This is a genomic window from Caenimonas terrae, assembly GCF_042655405.1.
Classification (GTDB): Bacteria; Pseudomonadota; Gammaproteobacteria; order Burkholderiales; family Burkholderiaceae_C; genus Ramlibacter; species Ramlibacter terrae_A.
In genome coordinates this window covers 63081-75188 of the sequence record NZ_JBHSMF010000010.1, presented here as the reverse complement: position 1 = coordinate 75188, position 12108 = coordinate 63081, and the positions used below count along the sequence as shown (strand labels likewise).

At 68.8% G+C, this 12108-nt stretch carries 11 protein-coding genes and 1 pseudogene; 4 read left to right on the top strand and 8 right to left on the bottom strand.

Translation table 11 applies throughout. The features are described from left to right. Window positions 1–9: 9 nt before the first annotated feature. Window positions 10–204 (bottom strand): DUF3606 domain-containing protein, encoded by a 195-nt coding sequence (locus tag ACFPOE_RS19550; RefSeq protein WP_376851998.1) that lies wholly within the window; start codon window positions 202–204, stop codon window positions 10–12. Between the two features lie 172 nt (window positions 205–376). On the opposite strand from ACFPOE_RS19550, the pseudogene ACFPOE_RS19545 reads away from it, so the two are divergent. The 4 genes and pseudogenes from ACFPOE_RS19545 to lon all read left to right on the top strand — a co-directional run. After that, a pseudogene (locus ACFPOE_RS19545) lies at window positions 377–721 on the top strand (DUF899 family protein); the annotation flags it as partial. A 161-nt stretch (window positions 722–882) separates the two neighbouring features. Continuing rightward, entirely contained in the window at window positions 883–1365 is a 483-nt protein-coding gene (locus ACFPOE_RS19540; RefSeq protein ID WP_376851997.1) for a VOC family protein, read from the top strand. 104 nt (window positions 1366–1469) lie between these two features. After that, on the top strand, window positions 1470–2276 hold the full coding sequence (locus ACFPOE_RS19535) for a citryl-CoA lyase (protein WP_376851996.1): 807 nt from the start codon (window positions 1470–1472) through the stop codon (window positions 2274–2276). Window positions 2277–2574: 298 nt separating this feature from the next. Continuing rightward, entirely contained in the window at window positions 2575–4950 is a 2376-nt protein-coding gene (lon, locus tag ACFPOE_RS19530; RefSeq protein ID WP_376851995.1) for an endopeptidase La, read from the top strand. Between the two features lie 38 nt (window positions 4951–4988). On the opposite strand, the gene ACFPOE_RS19525 is transcribed toward lon, so the two are convergent. The 7 genes from ACFPOE_RS19525 to ACFPOE_RS19495 all read right to left on the bottom strand — a co-directional run bounded on the left by ACFPOE_RS19525 (window position 4989) and on the right by ACFPOE_RS19495 (window position 12024). Beyond that, window positions 4989–6071, bottom strand: coding sequence for a porin (locus tag ACFPOE_RS19525; RefSeq protein WP_376851994.1), 1083 nt, complete (start codon window positions 6069–6071; stop codon window positions 4989–4991). Window positions 6072–6172: 101 nt separating this feature from the next. Next, window positions 6173–6931 carry an ABC transporter ATP-binding protein gene (locus ACFPOE_RS19520; protein WP_376851993.1) on the bottom strand — a complete coding sequence of 253 codons (759 nt, stop codon included), beginning with the start codon at window positions 6929–6931 and terminating at the stop codon, window positions 6173–6175. After that, window positions 6921–7664 carry an ABC transporter ATP-binding protein gene (locus ACFPOE_RS19515; protein WP_376851992.1) on the bottom strand — a complete coding sequence of 248 codons (744 nt, stop codon included), beginning with the start codon at window positions 7662–7664 and terminating at the stop codon, window positions 6921–6923. Before ACFPOE_RS19515 ends, ACFPOE_RS19520 begins: the two co-directional genes overlap by 11 nt. Next, window positions 7661–8650: a branched-chain amino acid ABC transporter permease gene (locus ACFPOE_RS19510; protein ID WP_376851991.1), complete on the bottom strand. Its 990-nt coding sequence runs from the start codon at window positions 8648–8650 to the stop codon at window positions 7661–7663. The genes ACFPOE_RS19515 and ACFPOE_RS19510 overlap by 4 nt, the downstream gene beginning before the upstream one ends. After that, window positions 8647–9525 (bottom strand): branched-chain amino acid ABC transporter permease, encoded by an 879-nt coding sequence (locus ACFPOE_RS19505; RefSeq protein WP_376851990.1) that lies wholly within the window; start codon window positions 9523–9525, stop codon window positions 8647–8649. Before ACFPOE_RS19505 ends, ACFPOE_RS19510 begins: the two co-directional genes overlap by 4 nt. A gap of 73 nt (window positions 9526–9598) precedes the next feature. Then, complete coding sequence (locus ACFPOE_RS19500) at window positions 9599–10741, bottom strand: ABC transporter substrate-binding protein (protein ID WP_376851989.1); 1143 nt, start codon at window positions 10739–10741, stop codon at window positions 9599–9601. A 44-nt stretch (window positions 10742–10785) separates the two neighbouring features. After that, window positions 10786–12024 carry an LVIVD repeat-containing protein gene (locus ACFPOE_RS19495; RefSeq protein WP_376851988.1) on the bottom strand — a complete coding sequence of 413 codons (1239 nt, stop codon included), beginning with the start codon at window positions 12022–12024 and terminating at the stop codon, window positions 10786–10788. Window positions 12025–12108: the final 84 nt, after the last annotated feature.

The window sequence follows — 12108 nt, the reverse complement described above, 5'->3', positions numbered from 1 at the left end:
GAGCGCCGTTCAGGCGGCGCGCGAACGCTCCTGCAAGTAGGTGACGACCGTGTCGACGTGGTCGCCGACCGCGCGCACCGCCTCCTCGATCGCGGCGGCCGGCGTGTCCAGGCAGATGGCCCAGTCCCTGAGCTCGTACTTCTCGAGCACGTTGATGCGGTCGCGCCTGCTGCCGCCTGCCGCTGCCAGCTGTCCGTCTGCCATTTGAAATGCCTCCCGGTCGATGTTTGCGATCTTAGGAAGCGGCCCGGCGCCGGCCTGTAGGACCAGTGCTGAACGACGGGTGCGACGCGGCTGCAAGCCCTGTGGTCCGCCGGACCGTGCGATGCAGTATTTTTCGTGGACCTGTCGATCGGCGGGCAGCGTTTTCGTCGTGATGCAAAGGAGTCAGCCCATGCCACAGCTCAGACCCGCAGCCGAACTTGCCGCCGCCGCCAGCAAGCCCTACCCGAACGACAGCGCCGACTACCGCGCGGCCCGCAGCGCCCTGCTGGCCGAGGAAGTGGAGCTGCGGCGCCACATCGAGCGCGTCGCCGCCCAGCGCCGCGCCCTGCCCCCGGGCGGGGTGGCGCCGGGCTACCGGTTCGAGGACGAGAACGGCAGGACCGTGGCGCTGGCCGACCTGTTCGGCCGGCACGACCCGCTGGTCAGCTATTTCTGGATGTTCGGCCCGCAGCGCGAACGGCCCTGTCCGATGTGCACCGCCTTCCTCGGATCCTGGCCCAGGACGGCGGCGAATGGCCCGCGCTCGACGCCTGGACCCGCGACGGCGACCGGGTCCGCCACTGTGGAACCTGCTGGACCTGACGCCCGGCGGCCGCGGCACCGACTGGTATCCCAAGCTCGACGACTGACCCGATCACCCACCAAGGAGCAAGCGCCATGCAGAAGATCACACCCCACCTCTGGTACAGCAAGGAGGCCGAAGAGGCCGCCGCCTTCTACGTCAGCGTGTTCCCGGGCTCCAGGCTCAGGCGCGTGACGACGCTCCCGATCGATTCCCCCAGCGGCCCGGCGGGCTCGGTGCGGATGGTCGAATTCGACCTGTTCGGCCAGGAGTTCCTGGCGATCACGGCCGGCCCGCTGGACCCGTTCAACCACGCAGTCTCTTTCGTCGTGAACTGCGAGGACCAGGCCGAGATCGACCGCTACTGGGAGGCGCTGCTCCAGGGCGGCGGCACGCCCGAGCAATGCGGCTGGATCAGGGACCGCTTCGGCCTGTGCTGGCAGATCGTGCCCTCGATCCTGGGCGAGCTGATGGCGCATCCCGACCGCGCCAGGGCGGCGCGGGCGGCGCTGGCGATGATGAAGATGGTCAAGTTCGACGTCGCCGCGCTGCGCAGCGCCTTCGACGGCGGCGGCTGAACCCACCATCGATGCCATCGCTGGTATCGATGGACGGACATCACTTCTGTTGCTGGTCAAGGTCCCTTAAGCTGTCGCCCACCCGCTCACCTCAAGGAACCAGCATGAAAATCGGCAAGGAAACGCAGCCCAGGTCGGCGATCTGCACCGCCAACGAACACACGATCGTGGTGCGCGGCAAGGACCTGTGCCAGGACCTGATCGGCAAGACCTCGTTCACCGACTACTTCTTCCTGCTGGTGACCGGCAAGATGCCCGGGCCGGCGGCTTCGCGGGTGCTCGACGCGACGCTGGTGGCGATCGCCGAACACGGCCTGGTGCCCAGCGTGCAGGCCAGCCGCATGACCTACGCCGCGGCGCCGGACGCACTGCAGGGCGCCGTCGCCGCCGGCATCCTGGGTTGTGGCTCGGTCATCCTGGGCGCCTCGGAAACGGCCGGCCGCCTGTTCGACGAGATCGACCGCCGCGCCGGCCCCGGCGGCGACCTGCAGACGGCGGCGCGCGCCGTGGTGGGCGAGTGGCGCCAGGCCAAGCGCGCCATCGCCGGCTACGGCCATCCGCTGCACAAGGAACGGGATCCCCGCGTCGACGCACTGTTTGCCGTCGCCCGCGACAGCGGCGCCGACCTGCGCTTCGTGGCGATCGCCGAGGTGGTGGAACAGGTGATTCCCGAGATCGTCGGCAAGTCGCTCAAGCTCAACGTGTCGGCGGCCATCCCGGCGGTGCTGCTCGGGGTCGGCTTCCCGCTGGCGGCGCTGCGCGGCGTCCCCATCGTGGCGCGCACCGCCGGCCTGGTCGGCCACCTGACGGAAGAAGCGACGCAGCCGATCGGATTTGCGCTGTCTTACCAGGCCACGCGCGAACTGGAGTACACGGGCGAAGTGCCGGCCGGCTTCATCGCCGGCCACTGAGCGCGCCGGGCGCAGGCGCCTGGCAAAAAAAGGCCACCGCATGTCGGGTTCCATCGGCCCGCCTGCCATACGGGTGACAGCCGTGGCGCGCGGCGTCACGGCAACCCGGGCCGGCGGACCGGCCCCGTCTCGTCACCCTTCCCGCAGCGTCGTCGGGATCGCCCTTCACACGGTGGCAGATTCACTGTAGTGCGGCGCGCCGGTCCTGTCGCTGATCCAGATCAAACTCGTGCCACGGGGCGCCGCCTAGCATGTCTGTCGACTGCCCGGCGAGTCCCCGGGCCATGAGAGGAATGTCATGGATACTGCCGCCCCCAGCCCGCTGGAACTGCCGCCCGGCGTGGTCGCATTGATCCCGATGCGCAACCTGGTCCTGTTCCCGCATGTGATCGCGCCGATCAGCGTCGGCCGCCCCCGTTCGCTGGCCGCGCTGGAACACGCGATCGCGGCGGGAGCGCCGGTGGTGATCGTGCTGCAGAAGGTTCCCGAGCAGGACGATCCGTCCATCGAGGACCTGCACGCCATCGGCTCCCTGGCCATGGTGGTGCAGCACCTGAAGCAGCAGGAAAAACTGCACCACGCGGTGTGCCAGGGCACCCAGCGGGTCCGGCTGGTGGAGTCGGTCCCCGGCTTTCCCTTCATCGCCGTGAAGGTCGAGGTGATCGAGGAGCCGGCCGACGATTCGGCCGAAGCCCAGGCGCTGGCGATGCAGCTGCGCGAACGCGCGCTGGAACTGCTGTCGCTGCTGCCCAGCGTGCCGGCGGAGCTGGTCCAGGCGCTGCAGACCACCCGCGGCACGGCCGAACTGGCCGACATCACGGCCAGCGTGCTGGACGCCGAAGTGGTCGAGAAGCAGGCCCTGCTCGAAACCATCGCCACCGCCGACCGGGTGGGCAAGCTGCTGCACCTGCTGTCGCACCGCACCGAGGTGCTGCGGCTGTCGCGCGAGATCGGCGAACGCACCAAGGAGCAGCTGGACGACCGCCAGCGCAAGTACCTGCTGCGCGAGCAGCTGCGGACCATCCAGCAGGAACTGGGCGAGGACGACGGCGACAAGGAGGAGTTCGCCCAGCTCGAAGCGGCCATTGCCAAGGCCGGCATGCCCGCCGAGGTGGAGGCGCACGCGCGCAAGGAACTGCAGCGGCTGCAGCGCCTGCCGGACGCCGCCGGCGAAAGCTCCATGCTGCGCACCTACCTGGAGTGGATGATCGAGCTGCCGTGGGCCCAGCCGACGGAAACGCCGATCGACCTGCAGGCCGCCCGCCGCATCCTGGAAGCCGACCACTTCGGGCTGGAGAAGGTCAAGCAGCGCATCGTCGAGTTCCTGGCGGTGCGCAAGCTCAACCCGACCGGCCGCGCCCCGATCCTGTGCTTCGTCGGGCCGCCGGGCGTGGGCAAGACCTCGCTCGGCCAGAGCATCGCCCGCGCGCTGGAGCGGCCCTTCGTGCGGGTGTCGCTGGGCGGCGTGCACGACGAGGCCGAGATCCGCGGCCACCGCCGCACCTACATCGGCGCCCTGCCCGGCAACATCGTGCAGAGCCTGCGCAAGGCTGGCGCCCGCGACTGCGTGATGATGCTCGACGAGGTCGACAAGGTCACGGCCAGCGCCCATGGCGACCCGTCCGCGGCCCTGCTGGAGGTGCTCGATCCGGAGCAGAACAGCAGCTTCCGCGACAACTACCTGGGCGTGCCCTTCGACCTGAGCCGGGTGGTGTTCATCGCCACCGCCAACGTGATCGACGACGTTCCCGGACCGGTGCGCGACCGCATGGAGGTGATCGAGCTGCCCGGCTACACCCAGGAAGAAAAGGTGCAGATCGCGCAGGCCTACCTGGTGCGGCGCCAGCGCGAGGCCAACGGCCTGCAGGAGGGCCAGTGCGACATCAGCGCCGAGGCGCTGACGGCGATCGTGTCCGACCACACCCGCGAGGCCGGCGTGCGCCAGCTGGAGCGCGAGATCGGCCGCGTCATGCGGCACGCGGCGATGAAGGTGGCGGAAGGCTCCGCCGACAGGGTGCAGATCGAACCGGCCCAGCTCGACGCCATCCTGGGGCCGCCGAAGTACGAGCGCGAGGTCGCCCTGCGCAGCGGCGTCGCCGGCGTCGCCACCGGCCTGGCCTGGACCCCGGTGGGCGGCGAGATCCTGTTCATCGAGGCCACGCGGGTGGCCGGCAACGGCCGGCTGACACTGACCGGCCAGCTCGGCTCCGTGATGAAGGAAAGCGCCGAGGCCGCCATCACGCTGCTCAAGTCGCGCGCTGCCGGCCTGGGCATCGAGGCGTCCGCCCTGGAAGGCATGGACCTGCACATGCACATCCCGGCCGGCGCCATTCCCAAGGACGGCCCCAGCGCCGGGGTGGCGATGTTCATCGCGCTGGCCTCGCTGTTCAGCGGCCGGCCGGTGCGCCACGACGTGGCGATGACCGGCGAGATCAGCCTGCGCGGCCTGGTGCTGCCGGTGGGCGGCGTCAAGGACAAGATCCTCGCGGCGCAGCGGGCCGGCCTGCGCACCGTGATGCTGCCGGCGCGCAACCTGAAGGACCTGCGCGAGGTGCCGGAAAGCACCCGCGCCGCGATGGAATTCGTCCCGCTGGAAACGGTGGACGACGCCATCCGCTGCGCGCTCACCGGGTCGCAAGCGGTCGTGGCGACAAAGGAACTGGAGACCGCCTGACCGGGCGGCGCCCGCGAAGGCAGGCGCCGTCCTGCGCCTCAGAAGCTGTGCGTGATGCCCAGCTGCAACGCGTCGATCGAGCCGCCCGGCACCGCTGTCGTCGGCCGCGCCCCGGCCGCCACGACCGCCGCGCCGCCCAGCGAGAGGTTGTTGCGCAGCCCGTGCTGCTGCAGGTGAGACAGCGCGCTGTAGATGGTGGTGCGCTTGGACAGGGAGTAGCGGTACAGCACGCTGGTCTGGTCGGCATCACCGTGGCCGGCGCCCGACAGCCGATCCTTCAGCTTGAAGTAGCCGAATGCCAGGTTCGAGGCAGGCGTGAGCTGCCAGCCCGCCGAGATCGCGTACAGGTTCTGGTTCAGGCTGCCGTCGCTGCGCGTCTCCCTCCCCGTTGCGGCATAGATCCGCCAGCGACTCGTGACGGCGTAGGAGGCGCCCAGGCCCAGCCTGCGCTGCGAAAACGCCAGCGACTGGTTGTCGATGATCTCGTGGTTCAAGCCGACATACAGGCGCGGGATCTCGTACTCCACGGCCGTGTGGATGTTCCGGTTGGCCCGGCTTTCCGCCGCCACCGGCGCGCCTGCGATGGCGCCGCGCGCGTACAGCACCTGGGCTTTCACGTTGGCCAGCACCGGGGTGAAGTAGCCCACGGCATCGTCGACGCGAGGCGCCGTCCCCGTCACGTTGTTCCAGCCGGACGCCTGGGTGGCACCGCCGAAGGCGTCGAATTTCCCGTTCATGAAGAACTGCGGCGTGTTCTGGCGTCCCAGGCGGAACTCGCCCCAGGAACCCGACATCCCGGCCCACGACTGCCGGTTGAAGGGCCGGTTCGCGTCCGCCGCCGATCCGTTGTCCGCATTGAAGCCGTACTCCAGCGCGAAATTGGCCGCCAGGCCGGCCCCCAGGTCCTCGCGCCCGCGCATCCCCCAGCGCGACGCCAGCAGGCCACTGGAATCCAGGCGGGTGACCGCCCCGGCGCCTTCGACCTTGATGTGCGTGACGAATTCGTCCACCACGCCGTAAAGCACGACGTTCGAGGCGTTCTGCGCCATCGCCTGGCCGGCCACCAGGGTTGCCGCGGCCAGCGCCAGTGGCAATTTCAGGAAACACTTTGCTTTGCCCATGCCTTGTCCCTCGTTTTTAACGGCCGTGTCGGCCCTTTGGTTGTGATGGGCCGCCGCAGCGGCCCTGCTCTTCTTGCGGAAACTGCCACCCGCCCGACCCGTCACCCTGGCGCGCCGGCCGCGGTGTTGCCCATGCCCGCGCCCAGGAACAGCTGGCCGACCCGGGGATCGGCCAGGATGGTCGCGGCCCGGTCATGCAGCCGCGTCTCGCCCAGTTCGAGCACCAGCCCGTAGTCGGACCGTTGCAGCGCGCTTCTGGCGTTCTGTTCCACCATCAGCACCGACACGCCGCGATCGCGCATGTCGGCGAGGATGTCGAAGGTCTCCTGCACCATCAGCGGCGACAGGCCGATCGAGGGTTCGTCGATCAGGAGCAGCTTGGGCTCCAGCAACAGGGCCCGGGCGATCTCCAGCAGCTTCTGCTGCCCGCCCGACAGCGTGCTGGCCTGCACCTTGGCCCGGCTGCGCAGGGCCGGAAAGCGGTCCAGCACGGTGTCGATGCGCTCGCGCAGCTTGACGCCGCGCGGCGCGGCGTACCCGCCCAGTTCCAGGTTGTGCAGCACCGACAGCTCGGGAAAGATGTTGCGGCCCTGCGGGACGTAGCTGATGCCGAGCTTGAGCAGGCTGGCCGGTGCCAGCCCGGTCACGTCCTGCCCGTCGAACGTGATCCGACCGGCACGCAGCGTGAGCAGGCCGAAGATCGCCTTGAAGACAGTCGACTTGCCGGCGCCGTTGGGCCCGATCACCGTCGTGATCGCGCCGCGGGCGATCTGGAACGTGGTGCCGTTCAGGATCGTGACCTTGCCGTAGCCGCCGACCACCGCGTCCAGCGCCAGGATGGGGGAGGTGTCAGTGGCCAAGGTAGGCCTCGATGACGCGTGGATCGCGGCGCACCTGGTCCGGCGTGCCCTCGGCGATGATCCGCCCTTCCGCGAGCACCAGGATCCGCGTGCACAGGCCCATGACGAACTCCATGTTGTGTTCGATCACCACGAAGGAAACGTTCTCGCGTGCGTTGATGGCGATCAGGCGCTCGCGCAGCCCGGCCAGCATCGTCAGGTTCACCCCGCCGGCCGGCTCGTCGAGCAGCACCAGCCGCGGCTCCGCCATGAAGGCCATGGCCGCGTCGAGCAGCTTCTGCTGGCCGTAGCTGAGGTTGCCCGCGTACTCCTGCGCAACGTGCGAGAGCAGGAAGAAATCGACCATCTGCCGGGCCCGGTCCGTGAGGCCGCAGTCACGCCTGCCGACCAGCCGGCTCCACATCGATCCCACGTGCTCCTGGCCGGCGACGATCAGGTTCTCCACCACGGTCAGCTGCGGGAACACCTGCAGCAGCTGGAACGTGCGGCCGACGCCGCGCCGGCTGAGGTCGCTGGGCCGCAGGCCCACGATCGGCTCGCCGTCCAGCCGGATCTCGCCCGCGGTCGCCTGCAGCTGCCCGAGGATGCAGTTGAACAAGGTGGACTTGCCCGAGCCGTTGGGGCCGATCAGGCCGAGGATCTCGCCCTGGCGGACCTCCAGCGACACGTCGTCCACGGCCTGGATCCCGCCGAAGCTCTTGGTCAGATGGCTCACCTGCAGCACCGGCGTCACTTGCCTTCTCCTTCGGCCGGCGGGGCCGGTTCCGGCGCCAGCTGGTGGGTGCGCCGGACCACCACGCTGCGGCCGCGCCGCAACAGGCCCAGCAACCCGGTCGGGCAGAACGCCAGCAGGACCATCACCAGCAGCGCATAGACGATGAGGTACATGCCTTCCGAAAAGCGCAGCCATTCGGGCAGCAGCACCGCCACCAGCGCGCCCAGGTACGGTCCGAAGAAGAAGCCCGCACCGCCGACGATGACCATCAGCAGCAGGCTCAGCGACAGGTTCAGGATGAACATCGAGGGATCGACGAACTGCACCAGCGGCGCGTACAGCGCGCCCGCCACGCCGCCGAGGGTCGAGCCGATCGCGAACGCCATCAGGGTGTAGCGGCGGGTGTCCACGCCGAGCGAGGAGGCGCGCACCGGGTTCTCGCGCAGCGCCGTGAAGGCCCTGCCCCAGGGGGAACGCACGATCCAGGCCACCAGCGCCGTCACCACCGCCAGCGCTGCGAGGCAGAACAGGTAGTACGCGTAGGGCGAGTCCGTCTTCCACCACAGCAGCATCGGGCGCTTGATTCCCGACAGGCCGTAGGTGCCGCCGGTCAGCCATTCCTCGTTGCGGAACACGAGGTACGCCAGCGTCGAGAAGCTCAGCGTCACGAAAGCCAGGTAGTGATGCTGCACGCGCAGCGCCGGGTACCCGAGCAGCCAGCCCAGCGCCAGGCAAAGGCCCACGGCGAGCAGCAGCCCGAGCCAGAAGGAGCCGCCGTGGCTCATGAGGATCGCCACCGAATAGGCGCCGACGCCGACGAAGGCCGCCTGCGCCAGCGAGATCTGCCCGGCGTAGCCGAGCGTGAGGTTCAGGCCGACGGCGGCGATCGTCATCACCACCCACAGGGTCATGACGTAGATGCCGTACGGCTTCATCGCCAGCGGCGCCAGCAGCAGCGTCAGCGCTGCCAGGCAGCCCAGGACAATCTGGCTCCTGCGGCTCATACGGTGCGCTCCACGCGCCGTCCGAACAGCCCCTCGGGCCGGAACAGGATCACGAAGATCAGCAGGAACAGCGGGATCGCGCCGCGGTATTGCGCCGAGATGTAGACCGCCGCCAGGTTGTCCAGCACGCCCAGGATCAGGCCGCCGGCGATCGCGCCTCGCGCCTGGTTGAAGCCGCCGACGATCGCGGCGATGAAGGCGGCCTGGCCCAGGGTTTCGCCGTTGGTGAATTTCGCCAGGTAAATCGGGCTGATCAGGACCGAGGCGACGGCGACCAGGGCCGCATTGATCACGAAGGTCAACAGGATCATGCGCTCCACCGGAATGCCCAGGATCAATGCGACCGGCGGGTTCTGGGCCGTGGCCTGCATGCAGCGGCCGAGCCGGGTGTGGCCCAGGAACAGCTGCAGCGCCGTCACCACGACCACGGCGACGGCCAGGATGACCAGGCTCTGCGCCGACACCGGCATGCCGAAGATGTTGATGTCGGCCGAGTTCCAGAGCACCGGGAACGGCTGCGCCTCGGCCCCGTAGAACTCCCGCACGCCTTCCTTGATCAGGATCGACAGGGCGACGGTGGAGATCACCAGCGGCAGCACGCCGTGCTTGAGCATCGGGTTCACCAGCAGGTACTTGAACACCACGCCGAGCAGGATCACCGAGACCGCGAGCGCCACCCCGAGTGACGCCACCAGCGACAGGCCGCCCCATTTCATCGCGGCCAGCGCGAAGAACGCCGGCACCATCACGAACTCGCCCTGGGCGAAGTTGATGGTCTGCGAGGTCTGCCAGATCAGCATGAAGCCGACCGCGACCAGGGCGTAGATCGCCCCGGTGGCGAGCCCGGCCACCAGCAGTTGAACGAGTTGCTGCATAGGATGTGTGCGTTGCGGGGCGGCCGGCGCCCGGGAGAGCGGCGGCACGCGTGCGCCGCCGCTGGTCTGGCGGCTACTTGCCCAGCTTGGGCAGCGTCTGCACCATGGTCTGCTTGCCGCCCACCACCTCGCCCAGGAAGCTGATGCGGTCCACCTCGCCCTTGTCGTCCCAGCTGGTCTCCATCAGGATTCCGGGCTCGTCCTTGGGCGTGATCGTCAGCCCGTGCATGGTCTTGGCCAGCAGCTTGCGGTCGAACTTGCCCTGCTTCTGCGTCGCGTACTTCACGGCGTAGACCGCCGTGTAGCCCTTGATGCCGTTGTGGTCCGGCACGTACTTGAAGCGGTTCAGGAATCTCGCGCGGAATTCCTGCACGGCGGGAATCGGTGCTTCGGCGGACAGGGAGATGTGGCCGCGCACGCCGTTGGCGGCATCGCCCGCCAGTTCCACCACCTTCTGGCTCAGGAGGTTGGTGTCGCCGATGATCGGCACCGCCACCGCCTGTTTGCGGGCCTCGCGCAGCATGCGGGCGCTTTCCTCTTCGTTCAGGTAGATGAACAGCGCGTCGGGTTTCGCGTTCTTGACCTTGACGACGTCGGCGGCGAAGTCCACCTGCCCCTGCTCGGTGGAGATGTCCGCTGCCACCTTGATGCCTCTGGCGGCCGCAGCCTTGAGGAAGCCGTCGCGGCCGCCCTTGCCGAAGTCGTTGTTGACCCAGACGATCGCCACGCTCTTGGCCTTCAGGCCGTCGGCCAGGTAGTTCACGATCTTGGGCATCGCGATCTGCTGACCGAACGAGGTGCGGAAGAAATACGGGTTGCCCATCTGCGTCAGTTCGGCCGCCTCGCCGCCGGAGAACTGCGGCACCTCGGCCTGCTGCGCCAGCAGCATGTTGACCTTGACCGAGCCCGAGAAGATCGGCCCGAGGATCACGTAGGGATCGGCGTCGATGGCGCGCTGGACCTGCGCCCGCGAGACGCCCGGGTTGCTCTGGGTGTCGGCAACGCTGGTGACGATCTTGCGCCCGAGGATGCCGCCCTTGGCGTTGATCTCGTCGATGGCCATGGTGGCGCCGTCGCGCCAGTTGGTCCCCGACACCGCGCCGCCGCCGGTGAGCTCCACGACGATCGGCATGTTGACCGTCTGCTGCGCGTGGGCGGCCAGGACGGCCATCGCGGCCGCAGCGGCAAGCACCCTCCCGAAGGATGGAATGTTCATCTCTTGTCTCCTCGTTTTGCTGTCGTGAATCTCTGGATCTCGCCTCAGACCAGCGGACCGTCGTAATGCAGGATGTTCAGCCCCGCGTTGGGGTCCGTCAGGTACATGAACCCTTCGCGGTCCACGTAGCAGTCGCAGCACTGGATCACCTGGGGCCGGTTCGGCCGCGGGTCCATCATCCGGGTCGGATTTGGCGGCACGTAGTAGCCCACCTCTTGCGGCCGGAACGGGTTCTCGATGTCGAAGACGCGCACGCCGGCGTTGTAGTAGGTGGCGAAGACCAGGCGCGAGCTCTGGAAGGCGCCGGGCCGGTTCTCGTGCAGGTTGTGGGAGCCGAAGTTGCCGCCCTTGGCGCAGTAGTCAGCCTCCTGCGGTTGCGGCATCGTGGCGATGGTGACGGGATTGGACGGCTCCCGGATGTCGCAGACCCAGATGTAGCGCAGCCCTTCGCTGCAGTTCGGCGCCGTCGCTTCGTCGCCGACGATCAGCAGGTTGCGGTCGGGCAAGGGCAGCGGCGAATGCGTCATGCCGCCGAACGGCGGGTCGGTGTTGCGGTGCGCCAGCAGCTTGGGCTGGGTCGGGTCCTTGATGTCCAGGATGGTCAGCCCGCCGTCGCGCCAGGCGCCGAACGCAAGGTCGCCCGCCACCAGCGCGTGATGCAGGGCGTAGCGCTTGCCCTTGGGCCAGGTCGGCGCCTCGCCGCCGCCGCTCCACATGCCGGGCAGCCACCAGCGCCCCACGACTTCCGGCCGGGTGGGATCCTTCAGGTCGATGACGCTGAAGACGTGGTCCGTGAAGTCCGCGAAGTGGATGGAGGCATAGGCGTAACGCCCGCCCACGTACCAGAGCCGGTGCGGGCCGATGCCGTGCACCGGCATGAAGCCGATCTCGCGCGGCTGCTCCGGGCTGGAGATGTCGTACACCCGCAGGCCGGAGGTGAACTTGCCGGCCTGGCGCTTCAGGCTGTCGGCGGGCGAGGCGCCGAAGTAGGTCTTCTCGTCCTGCTGGAATTCCTGCATCGTCCACACGCTCGGCGCGTTGACGGCCAGCAGCAGGTCGCCATGCGTCTGCAGGTGCAGCGCGCGGGTGCCGGGCGGGCACGCGATGAAGTTGACCGGCCTGGGCTTGCGCGGGTCGCGCACGTCGATGACCGAGATGCCGTTGCTGAAGCCGTGGCCCACATACGCATAGCCGCGATGGACCATGATCTGCACGCCGTCGGCACGGCCGCCCATGTCGCTGTGGCTGACGAAACTGATGTTCTTCGACGCTGTCGGTTCCACGGTTGCCCCCGTTGCGTTGCGTGTCTCGGACCGCACAAGAAGTGGGCGCTGCCGCATTGCTTGGGCGCAGTCTAGGGCGCACGT